Here is a 24026-nt window from a genome sequence, read left to right as displayed (position 1 = left end):
TCTCGCATCCGGGGAATTTAACGTACGGAATTCATCGTACTACGATGCGAATCGAAGTTCCCGCCTCGCTGATCAGCCTGGGGCCGGTTCACCACCCTCGGATTGGAGTCACCATGCTCACCGTCAACGCCTTCGCAGCGCCGAGCGCCACCGAACCGCTCGAGAAGACCACGATCGAACGCCGCGACCTCGGCCCGCACGACGTGCTCATCGAGATCAAGTTCGCCGGCATCTGCCACTCTGACATCCACACCGTGCGCGGCGACTGGGGCGCGCGGCAGTACCCGCTCGTCCCCGGCCACGAGATCGCCGGCATCGTCACGGCTGTGGGTGACGCGGTCACGAAGCACGCCGTGGGCGACCGCGTGGGCGTCGGCTGCATGGTCAACTCGTGCGGCCACTGCGCGAACTGCGTCAAGGGCAACGAACAGCACTGCCTCGAGGGCAATGTGGGCACGTACGCTTCGCTCGACCGCGACGGCACGCTGACCCAGGGCGGCTACTCGAGCCACGTCGTGGTCGTCGAGAACTTCGTGGTCCGCATCCCGGACGCGCTCGATCTCGACGTCGCGACCCCGCTCCTGTGCGCGGGCATCACCACGTACTCGCCGCTGCGCCGCTGGGGCGTGGGCCCCGGCAAGCGCGTCGCCGTCGTCGGCCTCGGCGGGCTGGGGCACATGGCGGTCAAGATCGCTCACGCCCTCGGCGCCGAGGTCACGGTGCTCTCCCAGTCGCTCAAGAAGCAGGAGGACGGGCTCCGCCTGGGCGCGGACCACTACTACGCGACCGCCGAACCGGAGACCTTCGAGCGCCTGCGCGGGACGTTCGACGTCATCCTCAACACCGTGAGCGCCCCGATCGACCTCAACGCCTACCTCGGCCTGCTTGCCGCGGAGGGCGCCATGGTGTGCGTCGGCGCGCCCGCGGAGGCCCTCGCGGTCAACGCGTTCAGCCTCATCGGCGGCAGCAAGACGCTCAGCGGCTCCGCGATCGGCGGCATCCGCGAGACCCAGGAGATGCTCGACTTCTGCGCCGAGCACGGCTTCGGCGCCGACATCGAGGTCATCCCCGCGGAGAAGATCAACGACGCCTACGAGCGCGTGCTCGCCTCCGACGTGCGCTATCGCTTCGTGATCGACGCGGCGACGTTCAACTGACGAGCGGCCCGCGCGGACTGTGCGCGGCCTGACCCCGGGCGTACTCGCGCGGGGCCAGGCCGAGTACGTCGAGACCACAGACGCTGCGTGCCCCGACATCGACGCCCAGACTGGCTCCGAGCCTTAGGAATCGAACCCCGTGCTGGCGCTCACCGAGGCCCACGCCTCGACCTCGTCGGCCTGAGCGGCCGCCGTCGCCCGGTAGGCAGAGAGCGCGTCCTGGCCCAGAAGCAGGAAGCCGGGGGTCCTCTCGGCTTCGACGGCCGCGATGATCGCGTCCGCAGCCTTGGCCGGATCGCCGGGCTGGGTGCCGTGGACCGTATCGTTTTCCTTGCGACGCTTGCCTGCCGTCTCCGCGTAGTCCGCAATCGGCTCGGCCGACTGCGTGAGCGAACGCCCCGCGAAGTCGGTGCGGAAGCCGCCGGGCTCCACGACCGTGACGCTGATGCCCAGCGGCGCGAGCTCCTTCTGGGCCGAGCCGGACAGGCCTTCGAGCGCGGCCTTGCTCGCCGAGTAGTAGCCGGAACCGGGCGGGCAGATGCGCGCGCCGATCGAGGAGATGTTCACGATCGCCCCGCTGCGACGCGCCCGCATGCCGGGCAGGACGGCCTTCATCATCGCCACCGGGCCGAAGACGTTCGTCGCGAAGAGCTTCTCGATGTCCGCGTCGCCGCCTTCCTCGACCGCCGAGCGGTAGCCGTAGCCGGCGTTGTTGACCAGGACGTCGACGGCGCCGAAGCGCTCCTCGGCCTCCCGGACGACGGCGGCGACCTGGGCCGGGTCGGTCACATCGAGGGCAAGCGCGAGGGCGGAGCCGGGATGGGCGTCGGCGAGGGCCTGGACCGAGGCGGCGTCACGGGCGGTGACGACGGCGTTGTGCCCCTTCGCGAGGACGGCGTCCGCGAGCGCGTGGCCAAGACCGGTCGAGCATCCAGTGATGAGCCAAGTGGACATGAAGTTCCTTCCGGAGAGTGCTGCGTCGTGTATATCCACCAGAACACCTCATCTTGAGCGCTCGTGGGAGGGCTCGCCGAACCGAGGACTGGCAGGCCTACCCTCGGCGCGCGGCGCATACGTCGCGTCGAAGCATGTCACTCGATGCCACGTCCCTCGATGTGAACCACGCCGAGCGGCCCGCCGGACCCTAGAATTTGGCGTGAGGGTCTGGACGTGAAAGGTGCGCCATGCTCGGTCTTGAACTCGTCGTCGCCCTCGGCGCCGCCGTCGTCCTCGGAAGCATCGCCGCGGAGAGGATCCGGGCCAACGCGCCCGTGATCCTCCTTGCCGCCGGTGTGCTGCTCAGCTTCATCCCGGTCTTCCGGAACGTCGGGCTGCCGCCCGAGACGGTGCTGCTCCTGTTCCTGCCAGCCCTCCTCTACTGGGAGAGCCTCACGACGTCGTTGCGCACCATTCGGACGTACCTCCGGGGGATCATGCTCAGCGCGACGTTGCTCGTGCTCGCGACCGCGGCCACCGTGGCGGCCATCGCGCACGGTCTGGGCCTCGACTGGGGCACGTCATGGATCATCGGCGCCGCCGTCGCCCCGACCGACGCCACGGCTGTCTCCGCTCTCGGGCGCTCGCTCCCGCGGCGGCAGATCGCCGTCCTCCGAGCCGAGAGCCTCGTGAACGACGGGATGGCTCTCGTGATCTACGGCGTGGCCGTGGGTTCCGTCGCGGCCGGTGCGGCGCCCAACTTCCTCGAGGTCTCGGGGGCGTTCGTCTACTCCTTCGTGGGCGGCGCGGCCGTGGGCCTCGCAGTCGGATGGATCCTCCTCGAGGCGAGGCGCCGCATCGCCAACCCGCTCTACGGCAACGCGGGGACGCTGCTCACGCCGTTCATCGCGTTCCTCGGGGCGGAGCTCATCCACGCCTCGGCGGTACTGTCCGTCGTCGCCTGTGGCCTGTACATTGCCCACGCCTCGCCCCTCGCCATCTCCGCGTACACACGCCAGCAGACCGGGGCCGTCTGGTCCCTCGTGACGTTCCTGCTCAACGGCGCGCTCTTCGTCCTTGTGGGAATCCAGCTGCCCGCGGCGATCGGCGGTCTCACGAGCTTCGCTTTCGGCACCGCCCTCGTCATCGGAGTCGCGGTGTGCGGAGCCACAATCGCGGCCCGGTTCGGATTCCTGGTCCTCTCCGCGTACATCATCCGCGCGATCGACAGGCGCCCGTATCAGCGCACGCTGAGGACCACGAACCGTGCGCGGCTCGTGAGCTCCTTCGCTGGGTTCCGCGGGGCCGTCTCGCTCGCCGTCGCCCTCTCGATCCCCGAAACAGCGCAGTTTCCGGCGCGGGACATGATCGTCTTCATCACGGCCTTCGTGGTCGTGGCTTCGCTCGCGGTCCAAGGAGTTCTGCTGCCGAAGGTCATCCGCTGGGCTCACGTCCCCGTCGATACCTCCGCCGCGGAGGAACTCGTGCTGGCCAAGCGCATGGCGGCGGAGGAGGCCTTCAGCGCCATGCCCGGCATCGCACGGGCGCTCGGCGTCGACGACGAGGTTCTGGACCGGATCCGCGCGGAGTACGAGGAGCACGTCTCCGCGATGACCGCCGGGCTCGACGGCGATGAGGACTCGCCCGCCGTCGTCCGTTCGCGCCAGTACGCCGAGCTGCGCCTCGCCCTCATCGCAAGGAAGCGGGCCACGGTGGTCCGCCTGCGGGACACGCGCGTCATCGACGACACGGTGCTGCGGCAGATTCAGGCCCAATTGGACGTCGAAGAGGTCCGCCTCGCGCGCCCCCAGCAGTCCGAGTAGCGGATTCCGGGTGATGATGAGGTATGAGCGATGACACCGAAATGGTCCAGCGCGGCGTGGGCATCCTGACCGCGACCCTTTCGTGGGAATCGGATGATCCCGCCGCGACGCAGATGTTCAAGGAATCCCTCCGGGCGTTGGTCCGGCTCGACGACGGCCTGTCGGTCTCGGTCTCGGGCGGCTCGCCCGAGCAGACCGAGCTGCTCCGAGAGGTCCTCCCGCAGGTCGTCAGGGAGGTCATCGAAGCCCTTGCTCCCGACTACACGCGACTGCTCCTGGGCATGGCTGCGGGGTTCAAGACCGTGGCCGATGCATATCGGCGCGACGTGCCCGACGCCGACATCGAAGGCATTCTCCAGGCCGCCGCACTGCATCTGGCTCAGGGGGAGTGATGGAGCCCTCGATTCTCGAGGTCCAGGACCTCGTAGTCCGGTACGGGTCGCAAACCGCGGTGGACGGACTGAGCTTCTCGATCCGACGCGGCGAGATCTTCGGCCTGCTCGGCCCGAACGGCGCGGGCAAGACCACGACCTTGAGCGTCATCGAAGGCCTGCGCAAGCCTGATGCGGGGCGCGTGACGGTCGACGGCGCGGAGACGGTTCACGCCCCGCTCGCCGTCAAAGCCAAGCTGGGTGTCCAGCTGCAGGCCTCGAGCTTCCAGGCCGAGCTCACCATCGAGCAGTTGGCACGCCTCTACGCGGGCCTCTACGGACTCGACCTCACCCGCCGCCAGCTCAAGGAGCGGCTCCAGGACGTGGGCCTGGGCCAAGAATCGGACAAGTCGTTCAAGAAGCTCTCGGGCGGCCAGCAGCAGCGGTTCTCCCTCATGGTGGCCACGATCCACAATCCGCCGATCCTCCTGCTCGACGAGCCCACTTCGGGGCTCGATCCGCAGTCGCGCCGCCAGCTGTGGGACCGCATCGAGACCTCGCGGCAGCGGGGCGGGAGCATCCTGCTCACCACGCACTCGATGGAGGAGGCCCAGTCGGTATGCGACCGGGTGGCCATCGTGGACCATGGCCGACTTCAGGCCTTGGGTGCGCCCGGCGAGCTGGTGGCCATGCACCGCGAGGACCCGCGCGTGCTCGCCGTCGCTCGCGGCGACGTGACTCTCGAAGATGTCTTTATCGGGCTGACAGGAAGTGCCATCCGTGACTGAGACCCTCACTCCGAACCGGCCGTCGATCGGCCTGACGATGCGATCAGCGGATCCGCGTCACCCCGACCCCCACGTGGGCCATTATGGCGAGCCGGCTCACGGTGCAGCTCGCCACGAATCTGGTGGTGTCCGTCATCGTCATGATCGTGGGCAGCATCATGCACGGCACCTCGTTCACCGCCGGCCAGTACGTGCTCATGCTCGTCGTCTCCTTGCTCGGAGCGGCGGTGTTCCTGAGCATCGGGCAGGCGATCGTGGGGGTCATCCAGTCGGTCACGGCGATCAACGCGATCGGCCGGGTCCTGTTCATCGCTCTGGTCCTCACCGGGATCCTCGGCTCCACCGGCATCCTCGGCGACGACTTCAAGAACTTCGCGGCGTGGACGCCCGTGGGCGCGCTCATCAACCTGTTCTCGGCGGTCCTCGGCATCGCGCAGTGGGGTTCCGACGCGACGAGCGGGCTCATCGCGTCGTTCGGCTACATCGTGGTCTTCGCCTGGGTCGGGATCCGCTGGTTCCGCTGGGAGCCGCAGTAACCGACCGGCAACCGATCAGTCCGGTTCCGCGGTGCTCCGCGGGCGGCCGCCGGCGGCGAGCCGCATGAGCTCGCTGTCGAAGTCGAGGTCCGCGTCCGGCTTCCCGGCGCGGCTTGCGTTCCCGCCGAACCGATGCTGATACCGCGCCCAGTTGCCGTCCGCGATGTCGCGCGGAGCGCCGCTTCTGAGGAGCACCGCGAGTTCGGTGGCTGCACGGTCGATCCGCCGGCCGAGGTCCGTGGAGCCCCAATCTTCCGGGGCGGCGTAGAGCGAGGTCGGCACGGGAAGCGCGCGCAGGAACGCGAAGAGCGGGCGCAGCTGATCGTCGACGACCATCGCATGCCGCGCCGACCCGCCGGTCGCGGCGAGGATCGCTGGCTTCGCGATGAGCAGGTCATCGTCGATGAGGTCGGCGAACGACTTGAACAGCCCACTGATCCCCGCCTTGTAGACGGGCGTGCCGGCGATGAGCGCGTCGGCGGAGGCCAGGCGTTCGATCGCGTCCTGAACCTTCTCGCTGGGCACCCCCGAGACGAGGGCCTGCGCGATCTCGACGGCGATCGGCGCCAGATCGATCGTGCGCACCGCCGCGGAGATGCCCGCCTCGGAGAGGATGGCGACAGTCCTCTGCGCGATGCGATCGGTGAACAGCCGCGTCGACGAGGGGTCGCTCACGCCCGCGTTGACCACCGCGATCGTTGCCATCGGCTCTTGGTCGAGGGTCTCGCTCATCGCGCCGCCTCCGCTGCCGCCAGGAGCCTCAGGCTCAGATTCCGCAGGACTTCGAGCTCGGCCGGGCTCAGGGCGCGGCCCATTGCCGTGGCCACCCGCCGCGCGTGGGCCCTGCCGGCCAGCCGTTGCACTTCGATCCCCGCGGAGGTGAGCGTGATCCGGCTCGCGCGGGCATCCTCGGGATCGTCGTGGCGCTCCACGAGCCCGCGCTTCTCAATGCGGCCGATCAGGCGGGAGATGCCGGCCTGGGTGAGGAGTACGTCCTCGCAGAGCTCGGTCATCCGCAGCCCATCCGGGGCCCCGGCGAGCGCGTAGAGCACTCCGTATTCCCGGGGGAGCAGCTCGCCCCAGTCACCCGAATGCTCGAATTCTTGGCTGAGGGTAGCTTGGGCCCGGAAGAGTGCCTCCCAGGCCTCGTTGGCGAGGCGGATCGGCGCGGCCATCAGACGATCACCGGGAACTGAGCGCGGACGCTCGGGTCGCTGTCCTGGTAGGGCGAGACGCCGGAGAGGTTGTCGCCCCGATTCGGGTTCGGGCGAGGCTGCCGAGGGGCGGCGTCGCCGTACTTCGCCGTGACGAGCGAGGCGTGGGTCGGAGCTTCCGGGACTCCTGGGGCGCGCAGCGAGTCGAACTCCTTCCGAAGCACGGGCACCACCTCGCTGCCGAGGAGCTCGATCTGCTCGAGCGCGGTCTCGACCGGAAGCGCGAGCCCGTCGAGGGCGAAGAGCTGCCGCTGGTAGTCGCCGAAGCCCTCGCGGAACGTCAACACCTTGTCGATGACCTCCTGCGGGCTGCCCACGGTGATCGGGGTCGCGGCCATGTGGTCTTCAAGCCGAGAGCCGCGGAAGATCGGGTAATGCTCGAAGTACGGCCGGAACGCCTCGACCGCGTCCTGCGACCGCCGCGCGATGAAGGACATTCCGCCGAGCCCGACGATCGCTTGATCGGCCGTCCCATGGCCGTAGTGCTCGAAGCGCCGGCGGTAGAGGTCGACGAGCGGCTTGAATGCGAAGTTAGGCGCGAGGATGTGGTTCGCAAAGAACCCGTTGCCGTAGTACGCGGCCTGTTCTGCGATCTCGGGCGTCCGGATGGATCCGTGCCAGACAAACGGCGGCACGTCGTCGAGCGGTCTCGGAGTCGAGGTGAAGCCCTGCAGCGACGTGCGGAACTTCCCCTCCCAATCCACGACGTCCTCGCGCCACAGTCGGTGCAGCAGATTGTAATTCTCGAGCGCCAGCGCGACGCCCTGACGGATGTCCTTGCCGAACCACGGGTAGACCGGCACCGTGTTGCCTCGGCCCACCATGAGGTCGAGCCGACCCTTCGCGACGTGCTGGAGCATCGCGTAGTCTTCCGCGATCTTGACGGGATCGTTCGTGGTCATGAGGGTGACCGAGGTGCTCAGAATGATCCGCTTGGTCAGGGCAGCGATATGGCCGAGAAGGGTCGTGGGGGAGGAGGGGACGAAGGGCGGGTTGTGATGCTCGCCGAGTGCGAAGACGTCGAGACCCACCTCGTCGGCGCGTTGGGCGATGCGGATGATGTTGTCGATCCGTTCGGCCTCGCTGTACGTGTATCCGGTCAGCGGATCGGGCGCAATGTCGCCGACGCTGAAGATTCCGAACTGCATGGTGCCGCTCCTTTCGGTGCGCCCGCTGTCGCGGACCGCGCAAGGAGTAGAACAACATGACTGCGCAAGTATTCCGGCTACAGGTGAACGGTCCTGTGCTCGGCGGCGCTGACGCGGGCGGCGTCCAGGACGCGCAGGGTCTCGACCGCCTCGCCAGCGGGAACGGGCAGGGGAGCGCCGTCCTCGATGGCGGCGGCGAGGCCGTCGTAATACTCGGTGTAGTTTCCCTGGACGCAGGGCACGGTGGTGGATCCGCCGGCCACGTGCAGCGTCCCCCACCGTTCGGGGATCTCGTAGCCCCAGCCCATGGGGTTGTCGGAGGGCCGCAGCCCCGCGAAGATCGCCTGGGCCTGGACATCGGTGAACTGGGACTCGTAGCTGCCGAAGCTGCCCAGCACCCGCATCTCCTTGGACACGAGTCCGTTGAGCTTGCTCGCGGAGACATGCGAATGGACGCCGCTCGCGTGCCCGATCGTGATCACGAAGCCAGCATCAGTGCGCCCGGCCGGAAGCTCGGTCCGGTCGAGCTGGGCCGAGACCCACGAGGCGGGTCCGAACACGTGGAGGGCCTGGTCCACGACGTGGCTCCCCAGATCCCGCAGCAGTCCGCCCTCGGGCCCGGCCTCGATCGTTCCCGGCTCGTCCAGGTCGAAGCGGGACTCGAAGCGCCACACGTTGCCGACCATGCCGTTCTCCACGACGTTGCGCAGCGTGACCAGATCCGTGTCCCACCGCCGGTTATGGAACACCCCGAGCAGCACCCCGGCGGAGGCGGCCGCGTCGACGAGCTCCCGACCCGCCGCGGCCGTGGGCGCGAACGGCTTGTCCGCGACGACGTGGACGCCGCGCCCGATCGCCTCGAGCACGAGCTCCCTCCGGGTCTCGGGCGGGGTCGAAATCACCACGACGTCCACCCCCGCGTCGATCAGCTCGCCGAGCGAGGCGAAGGTCTTGGCCCCGGGGGCGTCGGAGCGGACGCTTTCGCGCCGCGCCGGCGATCTCGTCACCACTCCCACGAGCTCGCACCGAGCGGAGGCCTGAATGAACGGGGTGTGGAAGAAGCGGCCGCCGGTGCCGTAGCCGGCCAGTCCGACGCGAAGGGTCATGCTGGAGATTGTTCTAACCATCCCGTCCGGGCGCACCCGGCGAACGGTCTGATGACCAACTGTGAAGCCGCGAGGGCGCCCAGCCTCAGGCCTCCCAACGCGCCCGCAGCGCGTCCGCGAGCACCGCGAAGTCGCGTGCCATGTCCTGATACTCGGCGTCGGAGAGCCACTGGATCTGCAGCCCGTCCATGCCCGCGAGGAGGCAGCGCACGATCGACTCCTCCGGCGCGTCCGGCTTGAGCCTGCCGTCAGCTGCCGCCTCGCGGAGCGCCTCCCGGAAGGCATGGGCGGCTCCGCGGTGGTGCGCTACGAGCCACGGGTTCGCTGGGTGCGCCGGATCCACGGCCTCTCCGGCCACGGTCGTGTACAGCCGGATGATGCCGGGCTGCCCTTGGTTGTTGAGCACGAGCTGCACGAGCCGGTCCACGAAGTCCCACCCGCGCGGCCGCTCGGCGTCCGATCCGAGGGCGCGCGCGGCGTCGGTGGCGTCGCGCCGCTCCATGACGGCCCGAAGCAGGTCCTCCTTGGTGGGGAAGTGGTGCAGGAGGCCCGTCTGGCTCAGCCCGCACGCCCGCGCGATCGCGCTCATGGACGTCCCGCGGTACCCCTCCTCGGAGAAGATCCGCGCCGCGGCGTCGAGGATCTCCTCCCGCCGCGCCGCGCTGTCTGCGCCCTTGGGCCGTCCGCTCGCGCGCCTCACGGCAGCGAGACCTGAGCCCGCACATCGCCGAGCCCACGCGCCACGAGGAGCTCCCCGCTGCCGAGCGGCGCCCACCCGGCCGCCGCCTCGTCCCACCGGCGGAACAGGCGCGGATCGCACGCGACCGTCACGGTGACCGTCTCGCCCGGAGCCACGTCGGCCCCCGCGTAGCCCGCGAGCCGCACGGGCTGCCCGGGCTCCGCGGGCATGAAGTACACCTGAACGGTCTCGCGCGATGGGCGCGAGGACGTGTTGGTCACCTCAACCTCGACCATGGGCGCCCCGCCGGTAGCCCCGCCGGTTGGCGCCCCGCCGGTTGCCGCCCCGCCCGAGGACGGCACAAGGCGAGCCTCCCCGTACTCCCAGCTCCCGTAGCCCAGGCCGTGGCCGAGCCAGAAGAGCGGTTCGGGTGCGTTGCCCGCGTGCCATCCGCGGTACCCGACCGCAGAGCCGTCCGTGTAGTGGAGCCTCAGCGCGGCGTCGGGCGTGACCTCCCAGGCCGGGGACGCGCCGTCGGCCGCGGGGTAAGTGGTGACGAGCCGCCCGGTGGGCTCGGCCTCTCCGGTGAGCACCGCCGCGATCGCGTGGCCGCCCTCCTGCCCCGGCAGACCCGCGATGAGCACGGCGTCGACGTCGGCGAGCCATGGCATGAGCACGGGGGTTGCCGCATTGACGACGACGACCGTGCGCTCCGCGGCGGCCGCAACGCGCCTCACGAGCTCGTCCTGCCGCCCCGGGAGGGCGAGGGTCTGCTTGTCGGACGCCTCGGTCTCGTCCTCCTCGGTGAGACCGACGACGACGACGGCGGTGCCCGCCGCGCGCGCCGCGTCCTCGGCGGCGGCGATCGCCTCCTCGTCGGTGCGTCCGGCGGCCTCGGCCACGAAGCCCACAAGGTTGAACGAACCCGTGGTCAGCAGGTGGCTCTCCTCGGCAAGCTTGATGGCGGGGTTGCGGCCCAGCACCTCGCGCCAGTCGACCGGCTCGAACTCGAGCTTCGCGGACACGTTCGCCCGCTCCGGAAGGTCGCGCAGCTCGGCGTAGGCCGGCGGGCGCAGCACGCCCTCGCCCGGATCGGAGCCCGAGAAGCCCAGCTGGGCCGTGGCGACCTCCTCGCCATCCACGGCGAACGTCCAGCGGCCGGCGCCGATGCCGCCCAGGCGGACGGGCCCCGCGCCGTTTTCGAGCACCGCCGAAATGACGACGGCGGCGGGTGGCTCGGCGCGCCCGTCGTCGAAGCCGATGGTGAGGGCCGTGCCGGCCTCGTGGGCGGAATCGATCTCGCGTCCGTCCGCGGCGAGGTACGTGACCCGCAGGCCGGGCTCGCCCGTGATGGGGTCGGTGACGAACGCTGGATCCGCCGCGACGGGCCGGTTGCGCACCCCGACGCCGTCCACGACCGTGAGCCCGCCTCCGAGGCGCTCGGAGAGGCCCTCGGCGACCGTCGACTGGTACGGCGGATTCACCTGGGCCGAGCCGCCGCCCATGTCCTGCGTCGCGATCGCATGACGGCCCACGAGCGCGAGGGTGTCCACGCCCTCGAGGGGCAGGATGCCGCCCTCGTTCTTCACCAGAACCATCCCGCGGGCCGCGATGCGGCGCAGCTGCTCCTTGCGGATCGCCGAGTCGGGGGCCGGCACGCCGGCCTTGAACGGGCTGGCGACCGCGCCGCCGTCGTCCGTCCCCAGGCCGTCCGTCCCCAGGCCGTCCGTCCCCAGGCCGCCCGCCCCCAAGCCACCTGTCCGCTCGGCGAGGCGCAGGAGGCGCACGACGTGCTCGTCGACGGTCGCCTCGGCGACGTCGCCGCGCCGCACGGCGGCGACGAGCCGCTCGCCCCACGGACCGTCGGGGCCCGGCATCACGAGGTCCAGGCCGCCGTTCGCGGACTCGACGGTGCGCTTGGTGGCGAACCAGTCGCTCATGAGGAGCCCGTCCCACCCCCACTCGCCCTTCACGATTTCCTCGGTGATGTGGCTGTTCTCCGTGGCAGAGATGCCGTTGATGTCGTTGTAGGCGGCCATGATGGACCATGCCCCGGCGTCTTCGACGGCCATCTCGAAGGGCAGGAGGTAGACCTCGCGCAGCGCGGTCTCGGACACGCGGGAATCCATGAAGTTCCGCAGGGTCTCGGACTCGTTCGCCACGAGGTGCTTGAGGCAGGCCGCCGTCCCGTTCCCTTGCATGCCCCGCACGTAGGCAGCCGCCGTGCGTCCGGTCAGGTAGGGGTCCTCGGAGTAGGCCTCGAAGAGGCGTCCGCCGAGCGGGCTGCGGTGGAGGTTCACGGTGGGGCCGAGGACCACGTGGATGCTCTGCCGGTGGGCCTCCTCGGAGAGCATGTGCCCCACCTCTTCGGCGAGCTCGTCATCCCACGAGCCGGAGATGAGGGTCGCGTTGGGGAACAGGGCCACGGCGTCTCCGCCTATGAACTTGAGGCCGCGCACGCCGGTGGGACCGTCCGAGAACGCGAGCGGCGCGAGTCCGATCGTCTCGTTGCCGGGGAGCGTGAACGCCGTCTCCCCCGTGAGGAGATGAACCTTCTCCTCGAGGGGGAGCTGCGCGATGAGAGGACCGAAGGGGTGGTTGCCAATGGACATCGGTGTCGCTCCGGAGGTCGGAATGAGAATAGTAAACATAAACTATTCCAGAGCGTGACGCGGGGCACAACACCCCTGAGGCTGACCCCTGCCCGCTGGCTCAGTTGGCGCGCTTCGGAACCTCATGCCGGTTGCGGGGGAGGAGGAAGCCGACCACCGCGAGCCACGCGAGGCCCACGAAGCGGACGATCGGCAGCAGGTAGTCGAGTCCCGGCCACACCATGCCCAGGAACGAGATCTCGCCGGCGGCCGCGAGGACGAGTCCGGTCCATGCGAGCCATCGCGGCGTGAGCCGCAGGATGAGGGCCGGGACGGCGATGCCGGCGATCAGCAGCCCGGCACCCGCGGCGAAGCCGAAGCCTCCGAGGGCGAAGGCGGCGTCCGCGGCGAGACGGACGACGGCGGCGGGCACTTCCGCCGCTGCTTGGCTCACCGCCCAGATGACGAGGCCGGAGGCGCCGAGCATGACGGACGCCGCGACGCCGCCATAGAACGAGATATTCGGCCCGGGCACCCGGATGCCGAGGCGCAGAAGCCTCGCGTAGGTCGTCGCGGCGTAGATCCCGAGCGGGACCGAGGCCCCGAAGGCGAGGAATCCTGTGAGCGTGGCCGAGAAGGAATGGTCGGTGAAGTAGCGGGCGATGTCGCCGGATGGCGTCGAGGGTGACGGGTAGGCCATTCCGGCCGCGATGGCTGGCAGCGCGACCGTGGCGATGGAGAGCACAAGGGCGATGATCGCGACGATTCCCGCGTTCGGTCCGTCGGGGCGGCGTCCGGCCCGTGCGTTCTCGGGGGCGAGGGAGGCTGTTGTATCGGTCATGTCTGTAATTATTCATCTAGTGAATCATGCAGTCAATGCTGTATTGTGGGTCTATGCCAGATGGGTCTATGCCAGAGGGGTCAGTGTCGGACGGGTCAGTGTCAGACGGGCCTCAGCCAGGAAGCCCTGAGTCGGATGGGTCGCGCGGAGATCAGCGACGTCACCCCCGCATCGGATTCCTCCTCTCCCAGCTCGGGGCGCACGCGACCGAGCTCTTCGCCGACCAGACGCGCGGCCTCGGCATCACTCCGTCGGAGGCCGGCGTCATCCGGATCATCGGCCGGTCCGCGGGCATCAGCCAGCGCGCGCTCGCCGATACGCTCGGCTCGGTCCAGAGCCGCGTTGTCGCGCTCATCGATCGGCTCGAGGGCGCTGGGCTCGTCACCCGGACGCGGAGCTCTACCGACCGCCGGGTCCAAGAGCTCCGGCTGACCGAGTCCGGGAGCTCAGTGCTGCGGTCCCTCCGGCACGCCGCCGAGGCGCAGGAGGCCGCGATCGTGGACGGCTTGACCTCCGAGCAGGCCGCCGAGCTTTTCGGGCTCCTCTCGAAGCTGAGCTCCCTCCGCGGCCTCGACGCAGAGGTCCACGTCGGCTACCGCGACGCGCCGCGGTAGCTCGTAGGAGCTGCCGGCATGCTCCCTGAAGGCGATCATGGCCATCCGATCGGGAGACGTCGAGCCTTCCGTGGCTGTTACCGCGGAGGCTCGATGCGCTCGCTGCAGGCCGTCGCGGCGGCGAGCGCGAGGCGGTCACCAGTACTCACGTAGGTGTCGAGCACCGCGTCCGTGAGCTTGATGACGTGTTCGTCCCCGTGCTGGGTAGCGCCGTCCATGAGTTCGTCCTGATCGAGGCCGTCCGGGGCCTCTACCCGATGGCCCTCCGCTGGGGCGTAGGCGACCGTGAGCGCCGCGCACGCGGCCCACGTCGCGGCGAAACTGGGTTCCCAGAGGTTACGCGGCAGCACCGGCAGCACCTGTTCCATGGCGTGGGGGGCAGTCGCACAGTGAACCAGCAGTACCGGGCTTCCGTAGCCGTGCGTTGCGTACTGCCGCACCCCCGCCGCCGTCAGCTCAGAGAGGACTGCCGGTACGCCGTCGGCGCCGTCAGGTGCGCGCAACGACGCCACGGCAGGAGTCCACGAGTCGAGGCTGGCCAGCCGCGCGAACCGGTCCCGAATCACCCCGCTCTGATCAGCCAGGCGCGGGAGGCTGGAGAGCGCTACGTCGGGCCCGAGGTCGCCCGCTGGGGCTGCGACCCCGGGGACGTAGATCGCCCTCGCGGCCCAGTAGCCCAAGGCGTTCGCCACTTCGTGGACGGCAACCTCCGAACCGTCGCCTTCGACGAGATTGCGGACCGCGTGGCCTGTCCGAATCAGGCCGTGCGTGGCTCCCGAGGCAATCGCCGGCAAGAGGCGCGGCCACCATTCCGCAAGGACCTCCTGCCACGGGGCTTCGCTCACGGCACGGAGGAAATAGGCCGCCCAGTCCCCGATGCGGGCGCGCTTGCCCATCGCCTCCCGCCACGTCTCAGCAGTGATCGGATCTCTCTCGTGAGGAAGCTCCTCGAGCCGCTTCACGTACTGGTCGAGCCACGGTTCCACGCGATCGCCGAAGCCCCGGCGGCACAGAATTTCGGCGACCATGGGCGCGTGATTCGCGAGGCCGTTCTCGCTGCCCTCCTCCCCGAACTCGGGCCCCCAACGGTGCAGCCGGGCGTAGGCCTCGTCGAGGTACTCGAACCGCGCCGGCCGCGCCGCCGAGGCGACTGCAACCGCCTCGGCGCCGTCCGCCGTCGTCCGCTGGCTCCAGGTGGCACTCACCGGACGGCCGTTGCCTCGTCGAGCTCCGGCTCCCAGGCCCGCGACGCCACCCCGAGCGCGTTCCACGCGTTGATCGTGACGATGAGGGAGAGCAGGGCCCCGATCTCGTCGGGGGTGAAGTGGGCCGCGACGGCGTCATACTCCGCAGCCGGCACGCGCGTCTCGCTCGCCCGCGTGACCGACTCCGTGAACGCGAGCGCCGCGCGCTCGCGAGCCGTGAAGAACGACGACTCCCGCCAGACCGGGAGGGCGAAGAGCCGCTGCGGGCTCTCGCCGACAGCCACCGCGTCGCGGCTGTGCATGTTCACGCAGTACACGCAGCCGTTGAGCTGCGAGGCCCGGAGGCGCACGAGTTCGCGGAGCCGGGCGTCGAAGTCCACTCGGTCCAGTTCCCGCGTGGCCGCGTGGTCGAGCTGATTCATGGCCTTGCTGAAGAGCGCGGCGTGGGTGTCGAGGTCGAGCCGGACAGGAATCGTTTCGGTAGTCATGGCTACAACGCTATGGCTTGAAAGGACCACGAGTAAGATCCATTTGTATGACAGATCATTGGGCCAATTTCGGACTGGATCTGCACCTCGACCTCCAAGGAAGCCCCGTTCGAGCCGGTCTCGAGGACTCCCTGCGGACCGCCATCCAAGGAGGCCGTCTGGCGGCCGGATCCCTGCTCCCGCCCACGAGGGCCCTCGCGGCGGACCTCGGCATCGCGCGGAACACTGTCGCGGAGGCCTACGGGCAGCTCGTCGCGGAGGGTTGGCTCGTGGCCCGGCAGGGCTCGGGCACCCGGGTCGCAGCGCAGGGTCCCGAACCGGAGAACGCGAGCGAGCCTGCCGCGCCTTCGCGGCGGCTCCCGTACGACCTCCGCGCCGGCCATCCTGACGTCGGCTCCTTCCCGCGGGCCGCGTGGCTCGCCGCGGCCCGCACGGCGGTCAACGCCGCGCCGTCGGAGGCCTTCGGGTACTCCGACCCTCGGGGGCTGCCCGTGCTCAGGTCAGCCCTCGCCGCCTACCTGGCCCGCGCGCGGGGCGTGCGGGTCACGCCCGAGCGGATCGTCGTGTGCTCCGGCTTCACGCAGGGCCTGTGGCTCCTTGGCACGGTGCTCCATGCGCGCGGGGCGCGGCGCGTGGGGGTCGAGTCCCACGGGCACCGACAGCACCGCGACCTCCTCGCCCAGTGCGGCCTGGCCCCGTCCGCGCTGCCCGTTGATGGCAGCGGCGCGACCCCAGACGAGCTTGGCGGTCTCGACGCCGTGCTCCTGACGCCCGCTCACCAGTTCCCGCTCGGCGTCGCGCTCGACCCCGCTCGGCGGGCCGAGTTCACGCGCTGGGCAGCGGGCACGGGGGCGCTCCTCGTCGAAGACGACTACGACGGCGAGTTCCGCTACGACCGCCGCCCCATCGGCGCGGTCCAGGCGCTCGCCCCCGAGCACGTCGCATACCTCGGCACGGCGAGCAAGACGCTCGCCCCTGGCGTGCGCTTGGGCTGGATGGTCCTGCCTCAGGAGCTCATTCGGCCCGTGACCGAACGGCTCGCGACCGTCGCCGTGCAGACCTCGGCCCTCGACCAGCTCACGCTCGCCGAACTCATCCGCTCGGGTGCCTACGACAAGCACGTCCGGAGAAGCCGCCTCGCCTACCGGCGGCGGCTCGAGCGTCTGCTCGGCGTCCTGGAGCGCGCGGCGCCCGAACTGACGACGGCGGGGCTCGCCGCGGGGCTCCACACCATCCTTGAGCTTCCAGCCGGGAGCGAGGAGGACGACGTCGCTCGGGCTGCGGCGGCGCGCGGCCTCGCCGTCGACGGGCTGGGCCACTACGCCGCCCCCGGCCACGACCGCGGGCCAGCCCTCGTCATCGGCTACGCGACTCCGCCCCAGCACGCCTACTCGAGCGCCCTCGCCCGCCTCGCTGCGACGCTCGAAGGCCTGCGGGGAGGAAGCCGCCGCGACCACTGAGAGGCCCTTGCTCGCGCACCTCCGTCAGCGCCCGTCGTCGAGCGCCGCGACCGCGACGACCTGCGGGCGGCCCTGGCCCGGGCCGGGCTCCATGTCCACGAGCGCGAGCTGCGCGAGCCGCAGGAGCTGACCCTCCTCGGTCGCGCCGCGGGTCGTCGCCGTGACGTGGGGGCGGAAGCCTTCGCCGGCGTAGTGCGGCGAATCGAACCGGATCCCGAGCGGCGCGAGCGCGTCGGCGAGCACGGCGTGCAGTGCGCGCACCTCCAAGGAATCCACCAGCGAAACCGGCGTATCGTGCCGCGGCCCGAACAGCTCGCCCGGGCCGGCGACGGCCTCGACCGGCCCGTGCGCGGAGGCGACCTCGCCCATCCGCGCGGCGAGCATCGCCGTCGTCGCCTCCGTCGCGAAGACGGGGGTGACGGTCAGGTGGAGCGGCCAGTCACGCACGGCGTAGCGCTCGCCGAGCGCCATGGGCTCGAGGGGGAGGACGACGGCGAAGCGGTGCACCAGACGATCCTACGAGCCGCAAGCTGCGCCTTCAGGCTCCGCCGTTAGGCTGTGAACATGACGTCCACTCCCCGTATCGCGATCCACGGCGAAGTCCTGCCCTTCCTCACTGACGCCATCGCCGCGGGAGGGGGCGTCGTCGTCGGCCTTGACGGCGAGCCGGAGGGCCTCGTCCTCGATCACGGCAACGACAAGCACGCGCTGCAGGAGGTCCTCGACGCGACGCCCTCGATCCGCTGGGTGCAGCTGCCCTCGGCGGGCATCGAATCGTACTCGCACGCGCTCGCCGCGTACCCGGACAAGGTCTGGACGAGCGCGAAGGGCGCCTACGCGAAGCCCGTGGCCGAGCACGCCCTCGCGCTCGCCCTCGCCCTCTTCCGCCACCTCCCCGAGCGGATTACGGCGCGCAGCTGGGGCAGGGCTGCGGGAACATCGCTCCACGGGCTCACCGCCGTGGTGATCGGCGCCGGGGGCATCGGGATCGAGCTTCTGCGCCTGTTCGCCGCGTTCGACATGCAGATCGACGTGGTGCGGCGCACCGACGCGCCGGTCCCCGGCGCGCGGCGGACGACGACGACGGAGCACCTCGCCGAGCTGCTGCCCGAGGCTGACGTCGTAGTCGTTGCCGCGGCCCTCACGCCCGGGACGTCGAAGCTCATCGGCGAGGCCGAGCTCGCGGTCATGAAGCCCGGCTCGGTGCTCGTGAATATCGCCCGCGGCGGGCTCGTCGACACGGACGCGCTCGTCGCCGCCCTCGCGGAGGGCCGGATTCTCGGCGCCGGTCTCGACGTGACCGACCCCGAGCCGCTCCCGGACGGCCACCCGCTGTGGGAGGAGCCGCGGGCGCTCATTACGCCGCACACCGCCGACACCATCGAGATGATCAGGCCGCTGCTCGGCGAGCGGGTTGAGATCAACGTGCACCGGCTTGCCCTGGGGCTGCCGCTCGAGGGCCTCGTGGACGCGCACGCGGGGTACTGAGCCCTTCTGAGCTGGGCGGCCCCGGTCTTCGCGTGACGCGAGGGCCGGGGCTTCTCGCTTTCTCCTCCCTGTTCTCTGCCCCGTTCTCCTCCCGGTTCTCTATCGCGTTCTCTACCCTGCGGCCGAGGGCCTGATCGGGCGTGCCTCGGGCCGACCCTTGCCGGTTTGCTGTGGCACAGGGCATACTCGTCTCACGTGATGTGACCGGTCACATTAGCGATGCGAACACTGGAGGAGCAGCAATATGACCTCAGAGCCGACGTCCGCTCGCGGCCGCGACGCGATCCTCGGAGCCTCCACGGCGCTCGGCATCGAGCTGGGGTCCACGCGGATCAAGGCCTGCCTGGTGGACGGAGAGGATCCCTCGCTCGTGCTGGCGGTCGGCAGCCGCGAGTGGGAGAACGAGCTCGTCAACGGGGTGTGGACATATTCGTTGGAGTCTGTCTGGTCGGGACTGCAGGCGGCCTACGCGGCCCTGGCCGCCGACGCCGAGCGGCGTCACGGCGTGCGGCCGGAGACCTTCGGTGCCATCGGAATCTCGGCGATGATGCACGGCTATCTCGCGTTCGACGACGGCGGCGAGCTGCTGGTCCCGTTCCGCACCTGGCGGAACACAACGACTGGGCCGGCCGCGGCCGAGCTCACCGGACTGTTCGGGGTGAACATCCCGCTGCGGTGGTCGATTGCTCACCTGCACCAAGCGGTGGTCGACGCCGAGCCGCACGTGCCTCAGGTCCGGTTCTGCACGACGCTGGCCGGCTACGTCCACTGGCGCCTCACGGGCCGGAAGGTCCTCGGCGTGGGGGACGCCTCGGGGATGTTCCCGATCGACCCGGCCACGAAGGGCTACGACGCCGAACTGATGGCCCGGTACGACGACCTGGCCGCGGGCCGGGTGCCCAAGCTGGTGGACCTGCTGCCCGAGGTCCTCGCTGCCGGGCAGCCCGCGGGCGAGCTCACCGCCGACGGCGCGCGGCTGCTGGACCCGACGGGAACCTTGAAGGCGGGCGTGCCGCTGTGCCCGCCCGAGGGCGACGCCGGCACCGGAATGGTCGCCACCGGCTCGGTCTTCCCGCGCACGGGCAACGTCTCCGCGGGCACGAGCATCTTCGCCATGATCGTGCTCGAGCGGCCGCTCGCGGGCGTCCATCACGAGCTGGACCTCGTCGCGACCCCGGCAGGGGACCCGGTGGCGATGGTCCATTGCAACAACGGCGCGAGCGAGCTCGCGGCCTGGGCAGGGCTCTTCGGCCGCTTCGCCGCCGCCTCCGGCTCGCCCTTGGACGCCGACGCGGTCTACGGGGCGCTGTTCGCCGAGGCTCTCGCGGGCGAGGCCGACGCCGGCGGCCTCCTCGCCTACAACTATCTGGCCGGCGAGCCGATCACCGGCCTCGAGCAGGGCCGGCCCCTCGTCGTGCGGACCCCGGACAGCCGGCTCACGCTGGCCAACTTCGTCCGGGCACAGCTCTACGGCGTCTTCGGCACGCTCGCCCTCGGGATGCGGGTGCTCGCGGAGGAGGGGGTCGGCATGGACCGGCTGTTCGCGCATGGGGGCGTGTTCCGCACCGCGGGAGTCGCGCAGCGGTTCCTCGCCGCCGCCCTGGACGCACCCGTCTCGGTCGCCGAGACCGCCTCCGAGGGCGGCGCCTGGGGGATCGCCGTGCTCGCGGCCTACCTGCGGGCCGTCCAGGGTGCAGGGCGTGCAGGGGCGGGCGGGCGTTCGGGAGCCACCGACGGCGCGGGACTGCCAGGCGCCGACCTCGGCATCTGGCTCTCCGAGCGGGTGTTCGGCGGGTCCCCGTTCGAGACGGCCGACCCGCGCCCCGAGGACGTCGCGGGCTTCGCGGCCTACCTCGAGCGGTACCGCGCGGGCCTGGCCGTCGAGCGAGCCGCCGTCGACGCCATAGGAGTGAAGGGCGCGAACGCCCGGAAGGGAGCCACCGCATGACCACCACACCCGAGAGTCCGGCCGTCCGGGCCGTCCGCGAGCAGGTCTCGGCCCTCCACGCCGAGCTGGTCCGCTACGGGCTGGTCGTGTGGACCGGCGGCAACGTCTCCGCGCGAGTGCCGGGGGAGGACCTGTTCGTCATCAAGCCCAGCGGCGTCGACTACGACGAGCTCGCGCCGGAGAACATGATCCTGTGCACCCTCGACGGCGAGGTGGTGCCCGGCTCGCTCGGGTCGGAGCGCTCGCCGTCGTCGGACACCGCCGCGCACGCCTATGTGTACCGGCACCTGCCCGAGGTCGGGGGAGTGGTGCACACCCACTCCACGTATGCCACGGCGTGGGCCGCGCGGGCGGAGCCCGTCCCGTGCGTGATCACCGCGATGGCCGACGAGTTCGGCGGCGAGATCCCCGTGGGCCCGTTCGCGATCATCGGCGACGACTCGATCGGCCGCGGGGTCGTCGCGACGCTGGCCGGCCACCGCAGCCGGGCCGTGCTCATGCAGAACCACGGCGTGTTCACCATCGGCAAGGACGCGCGTGACGCGGTCAAGGCGGCCGTCATGGCCGAGGACGTCGCCCGGACCGTGCACATCGCCCGCCAAGGCGGCGAGCTCGCCCCCATCCCGCAGCACGCCATCGACAGCCTCTTCGACCGCTACCAGAACGTCTACGGACAGAACCCGGAAGGATCACTGGCCTGATGCCCAAGCTCACCACCAGCCTCGACGCCTACGAGGTATGGTTCCTCACCGGCAGCCAGCACCTGTACGGGCCGGAGACGCTCGCGCAGGTCGCCGAACAGTCCCGGCGCATCGCCCGCGAGCTCGCCGATGCCAAGGCCATGCCCGTCAAAATCGTGTGGAAGCCCGTCCTGACGGACGCGGACGCGATCCGCCGCACCGCGCTCGAGGCCAACGCAGACGATCGCGTGATCGGCCTGATCGCGTGGATGCACACGTTCTCCCCGGCGAAGATGTGGATCGCGGGCCTGTCTGCGCTGCAGAAGCCGCTCCTGCACTTCCACACCCAGGCCAACGTCGAGCTGCCGTGGGGCGAGATCGACTTCGACTTCATGAACCTGAACCAGGCCGCCCACGGTGACCGCGAGTTCGGGTACATCCAGTCGCGCCTCGGCGTGCCGCGGAAGACCGTCGTCGGACATGTGAGCGATCCGCGCGTCGCCGAGCGCATCGGCACGTGGGCCCGCGCCGCCGCGGGCTGGGCCGCGACCCGCACCCTGAGGCTCGCCCGCTTCGGGGACAACATGCGCTACGTCGCCGTCACCGAGGGTGACAAGACCGAGGCCGAGCTGCGCCTCGGCGTGCAGGTCAACACGTGGAGCGTCAACGAGCTCGCCGCAGCGGTCGACGGCGCCAGCCCGGCCGACGTCGACGCCCTCACCGCCGAATACGAGGACCTCTACGACGTCGCCCCCGAGCTCCGACGCGGCGGCGAGCGGCACCAGTCGCTGCGCGACGGGGCAGCGATCGAGCTCGGCCTGCGCTCGTTCCTCGAGGAGGGCGGATTCGGGGCCTTCACGACGAGCTTCGAGGACCTTGGCTCGCTCAGGCAGCTGCCCGGCCTGGCCGTGCAGCGGCTCATGGCCGAGGGCTACGGCTTCGGCGCCGAGGGCGACTGGAAGACCGCGATCTTGGTCCGGGCCGCGAACGTCATGGGCGCGGGCCTGCCCGGCGGGGCGTCCTTGATGGAGGACTACACCTACGACCTCACGCCCGGCGCCGAGCGCATTCTCGGCGCCCACATGCTCGAGGTGTCCCCGGCGCTGACCACCGCCCGCCCGACCCTCGAGGTCCACCCCCTCGGCATCGGCGGCAAGGACGACCCCGTCCGCCTCGTGTTCACCGCGGACCCGGGCCCCGCCGTCGTCGTCGCTCTTTCGGACATGCGGGACAGGTTCCGCCTCGTCGCCAACGCCGTCGAGGTCGTCGAGCCGTCCGCGCCGCTGCCCAAGCTGCCCGTCGGCCGGGCCGTGTGGAAGCCCGCCCCGGACTTCCAGACGTCCGCCACGGCGTGGCTCGAGGCTGGCGCGGCGCACCACACCGTCATGAGCACCGCCTTGGGCATCGAGGCGTTCGAGGACTATGCGCGCATGGCCGGCACCGAGCTCCTCGTCATCGATCACGACACGACAGCGCGCGGCTTCGCCCGCGAGCTCCAGTGGAATGCCGCCTACTACCGCCTCGCGCAGGGGGTGTGACGCGTGCGTTTGAGCCGGGCAGGGCTTCGAGGAGCGGCCGGGATGCCCCAGACTGTGAACGTCGATCAGAGCGGCCCCCACGGCGCACGTCGCGAAGGAGACCACGTGGAGCGCGATCAGGTGGAGAGCAACGCGGGGCCCGGCGAATTCGAGCTCCGGGCGGGCGACTACACCGCCGTCGTCACCGCGCATGCGGGCGCCCTGCGGAAGCTCACGTACCGAGGCCGCGACCTCGTGGTCCCGTTCGCGCAGGGCGGCCCGATCCCGGACTACCGCGGGATCATCGCGGCGCCGTGGCCGAACCGGCTCGCCGACGGCGAATACACGTACGACGGCGCCACTCACCACGTGCCGCTCAACGAGCCCGAGCGGGGCTGCGCGCTGCACGGCTTCGCGTTCACGCGCGAGTGGTCGCTGGTCCGCGTCGATGAGCGATCCGTGACGCTCGCAATCAGCCTCAACGGCCCCGGTTCGGGGGACGAGCCGGGCTACCCGTTCGACGTCCGGCTCGAGGCGAGCTACGCGCTCGACGGCGGGGCCTCGCCCGAGGCAGGCGGGCTCACCTGGGAGGTGCGGGCTTCGAATGCCGGCGCGGATGCCGCTCCGTATGGCGTATGCCCGCATCCGTATCTGATTGCGGGGGAGTCCCCGCTCGACGAGTGGATTCTCGAGCTGCCGGCGGACACGTATCTTGAGGTCACGCCGGACCGCCTGCTACCGGTCGGCGAGCGGCCCCTCGCCGGCCACGCGTTCGACTTCCGTGCGGCCCGGCCCCTCGGTGCCACGCAGATCGATCACGCGTTCACGGACATCGCGTTCGACGACGACGGCGCCGCGCGCGTCCTGGTGCGGGATCCGGTCCACCGGACGGGGGTCGGGATGGCCTGGGACCGGACTTGCCCGTGGATCCAGGTCCATACGGCGGACAAGCTGCCGCCCGCACCGAACCGGCTCGGGCTTGCCGTCGAGCCGATGACGTGCCCGCCCGACGCGTTCACGAGCGGAACCGACGTGATCCGCCTCGAGCCAGGCGCCTCGCACAAAGCAACGTGGCGCATCTTCGCAACCGACCTCTAACCACCCTCTCTACCTCCCACTTTCTAACCCCACTCCGTCTCGGGTACAGATACTGCCGCTTTTAGGCGTCTCGGGTACAGCTACTCCCGCCTTTTAAGTGTCTCGGGTACAGCTACTCGCGCTGCTGGGTGTTTCGGGTACAGCTACTGCCGCTTCTTGGCGTTTCGGGTAGAGATGCCGAGCAGTAGCTGTACCCGAGATGTCCTGGGGCGGGTGTGAAGTCTCGGGACCTAATAGACACTTCTGTCTCGGGACCTCGTAGACAGTGTGTCTCAGGACGTTGTAGACGCTTCGGGCCGTCTGATCGGGTGCATGAGTGTTCACGAACCTGATCTGCG

General features: G+C 70.5%; 23 protein-coding genes. 12 read left to right on the top strand and 11 right to left on the bottom strand.

The window, feature by feature from the left end:
- Window positions 1-113: 113 nt before the first annotated feature.
- Complete coding sequence (locus E6A26_RS14120; protein WP_136611843.1) at window positions 114-1157, top strand: NAD(P)-dependent alcohol dehydrogenase; 1044 nt, start codon at window positions 114-116, stop codon at window positions 1155-1157.
- Window positions 1158-1280: 123 nt separating this feature from the next.
- Here E6A26_RS14120 and E6A26_RS14115 read toward each other — a convergent pair whose 3' ends face one another.
- Window positions 1281-2111 carry an oxidoreductase gene (locus E6A26_RS14115; RefSeq protein WP_136611842.1) on the bottom strand — a complete coding sequence of 277 codons (831 nt, stop codon included), beginning with the start codon at window positions 2109-2111 and terminating at the stop codon, window positions 1281-1283.
- A gap of 230 nt (window positions 2112-2341) precedes the next feature.
- Here E6A26_RS14115 and E6A26_RS14110 point away from each other — a divergent pair, with 230 nt between their 5' ends.
- The 4 genes from E6A26_RS14110 to E6A26_RS14095 are packed head-to-tail and all read left to right on the top strand — an operon-like array spanning window position 2342 to window position 5611.
- The gene (locus E6A26_RS14110; protein ID WP_136611841.1) at window positions 2342-3916 is read left to right on the top strand and encodes a Na+/H+ antiporter; all 1575 of its coding nucleotides are present in this window, start codon (window positions 2342-2344) and stop codon (window positions 3914-3916) included.
- Window positions 3917-3939: 23 nt separating this feature from the next.
- Window positions 3940-4308, top strand: coding sequence for a hypothetical protein (locus tag E6A26_RS14105; RefSeq protein ID WP_136611840.1), 369 nt, complete (start codon window positions 3940-3942; stop codon window positions 4306-4308).
- Entirely contained in the window at window positions 4308-5075 is a 768-nt protein-coding gene (locus E6A26_RS14100; RefSeq protein ID WP_136611839.1) for an ABC transporter ATP-binding protein, read from the top strand. Before E6A26_RS14105 ends, E6A26_RS14100 begins: the two co-directional genes overlap by 1 nt.
- 50 nt (window positions 5076-5125) lie before the next feature.
- The gene (locus E6A26_RS14095; RefSeq protein ID WP_268815419.1) at window positions 5126-5611 is read left to right on the top strand and encodes an ABC transporter permease; all 486 of its coding nucleotides are present in this window, start codon (window positions 5126-5128) and stop codon (window positions 5609-5611) included.
- Window positions 5612-5626: 15 nt separating this feature from the next.
- Here E6A26_RS14095 and E6A26_RS14090 read toward each other — a convergent pair whose 3' ends face one another.
- From E6A26_RS14090 to E6A26_RS14060, 7 genes are all read right to left on the bottom strand, one after another.
- Window positions 5627-6343: a CE1759 family FMN reductase gene (locus E6A26_RS14090; protein ID WP_211129149.1), complete on the bottom strand. Its 717-nt coding sequence runs from the start codon at window positions 6341-6343 to the stop codon at window positions 5627-5629.
- Window positions 6340-6786, bottom strand: coding sequence for a MarR family winged helix-turn-helix transcriptional regulator (locus E6A26_RS14085; protein ID WP_136611837.1), 447 nt, complete (start codon window positions 6784-6786; stop codon window positions 6340-6342). Before E6A26_RS14085 ends, E6A26_RS14090 begins: the two co-directional genes overlap by 4 nt.
- Window positions 6786-7973 (bottom strand): CE1758 family FMN-dependent luciferase-like monooxygenase, encoded by a 1188-nt coding sequence (locus E6A26_RS14080; protein ID WP_136611836.1) that lies wholly within the window; start codon window positions 7971-7973, stop codon window positions 6786-6788. Before E6A26_RS14080 ends, E6A26_RS14085 begins: the two co-directional genes overlap by 1 nt.
- A 77-nt stretch (window positions 7974-8050) precedes the next feature.
- Window positions 8051-9079 (bottom strand): Gfo/Idh/MocA family oxidoreductase, encoded by a 1029-nt coding sequence (locus E6A26_RS14075; protein WP_136611835.1) that lies wholly within the window; start codon window positions 9077-9079, stop codon window positions 8051-8053.
- An 85-nt stretch (window positions 9080-9164) separates the two neighbouring features.
- The gene (locus E6A26_RS14070; protein ID WP_168928751.1) at window positions 9165-9779 is read right to left on the bottom strand and encodes a TetR/AcrR family transcriptional regulator; all 615 of its coding nucleotides are present in this window, start codon (window positions 9777-9779) and stop codon (window positions 9165-9167) included.
- Window positions 9776-12370, bottom strand: a complete 2595-nt coding sequence (locus tag E6A26_RS14065) for a beta-glucosidase family protein (protein WP_136611833.1) — start codon at window positions 12368-12370, stop codon at window positions 9776-9778. Before E6A26_RS14065 ends, E6A26_RS14070 begins: the two co-directional genes overlap by 4 nt.
- 100 nt (window positions 12371-12470) lie before the next feature.
- Window positions 12471-13190, bottom strand: coding sequence for a hypothetical protein (locus E6A26_RS14060; protein ID WP_136611832.1), 720 nt, complete (start codon window positions 13188-13190; stop codon window positions 12471-12473).
- A 98-nt stretch (window positions 13191-13288) separates the two neighbouring features.
- On the opposite strand from E6A26_RS14060, the gene E6A26_RS14055 reads away from it, so the two are divergent.
- On the top strand, window positions 13289-13804 hold the full coding sequence (locus tag E6A26_RS14055) for a MarR family winged helix-turn-helix transcriptional regulator (protein WP_234865510.1): 516 nt from the start codon (window positions 13289-13291) through the stop codon (window positions 13802-13804).
- Window positions 13805-13881: 77 nt separating this feature from the next.
- Here the strand turns inward: E6A26_RS14055 and E6A26_RS14050 are convergent, their stop codons facing one another.
- Window positions 13882-15009: a questin oxidase family protein gene (locus E6A26_RS14050; protein WP_211129147.1), complete on the bottom strand. Its 1128-nt coding sequence runs from the start codon at window positions 15007-15009 to the stop codon at window positions 13882-13884.
- On the bottom strand, window positions 15006-15497 hold the full coding sequence (locus E6A26_RS14045) for a carboxymuconolactone decarboxylase family protein (protein ID WP_136611831.1): 492 nt from the start codon (window positions 15495-15497) through the stop codon (window positions 15006-15008). The genes E6A26_RS14050 and E6A26_RS14045 overlap by 4 nt, the downstream gene beginning before the upstream one ends.
- A gap of 47 nt (window positions 15498-15544) precedes the next feature.
- Here E6A26_RS14045 and pdxR point away from each other — a divergent pair, with 47 nt between their 5' ends.
- The gene (pdxR, locus tag E6A26_RS14040; protein WP_136611830.1) at window positions 15545-16957 is read left to right on the top strand and encodes a MocR-like pyridoxine biosynthesis transcription factor PdxR; all 1413 of its coding nucleotides are present in this window, start codon (window positions 15545-15547) and stop codon (window positions 16955-16957) included.
- Between the two features lie 24 nt (window positions 16958-16981).
- Here the strand turns inward: pdxR and E6A26_RS14035 are convergent, their stop codons facing one another.
- Window positions 16982-17464: a 2'-5' RNA ligase family protein gene (locus tag E6A26_RS14035; RefSeq protein ID WP_136611829.1), complete on the bottom strand. Its 483-nt coding sequence runs from the start codon at window positions 17462-17464 to the stop codon at window positions 16982-16984.
- Window positions 17465-17521: 57 nt separating this feature from the next.
- On the opposite strand from E6A26_RS14035, the gene E6A26_RS14030 reads away from it, so the two are divergent.
- The 5 genes from E6A26_RS14030 (at window position 17522) to E6A26_RS14010 (ending at window position 23688) form a co-directional block, all read left to right on the top strand.
- A complete protein-coding gene (locus E6A26_RS14030; RefSeq protein ID WP_136611828.1) occupies window positions 17522-18445 on the top strand; it encodes an NAD(P)-dependent oxidoreductase in 924 nt (307 codons plus the stop codon).
- A gap of 244 nt (window positions 18446-18689) precedes the next feature.
- Window positions 18690-20393, top strand: coding sequence for a xylulokinase (locus E6A26_RS14025; RefSeq protein ID WP_136611827.1), 1704 nt, complete (start codon window positions 18690-18692; stop codon window positions 20391-20393).
- Complete coding sequence (locus E6A26_RS14020) at window positions 20390-21094, top strand: L-ribulose-5-phosphate 4-epimerase (protein ID WP_136611826.1); 705 nt, start codon at window positions 20390-20392, stop codon at window positions 21092-21094. Before E6A26_RS14025 ends, E6A26_RS14020 begins: the two co-directional genes overlap by 4 nt.
- On the top strand, window positions 21094-22611 hold the full coding sequence (gene araA / locus E6A26_RS14015; RefSeq protein ID WP_136611825.1) for an L-arabinose isomerase: 1518 nt from the start codon (window positions 21094-21096) through the stop codon (window positions 22609-22611). Before E6A26_RS14020 ends, araA begins: the two co-directional genes overlap by 1 nt.
- A gap of 42 nt (window positions 22612-22653) precedes the next feature.
- Window positions 22654-23688 (top strand): aldose 1-epimerase family protein, encoded by a 1035-nt coding sequence (locus tag E6A26_RS14010; protein WP_136611824.1) that lies wholly within the window; start codon window positions 22654-22656, stop codon window positions 23686-23688.
- Window positions 23689-24026 lie beyond the last annotated feature (338 nt).

The organism is Sinomonas albida, assembly GCF_004919045.1.
GTDB classification, from domain to species: Bacteria; Actinomycetota; Actinomycetes; order Actinomycetales; family Micrococcaceae; genus Sinomonas; species Sinomonas albida.
This window is presented reverse-complemented; position numbering and strand designations above follow the sequence as displayed.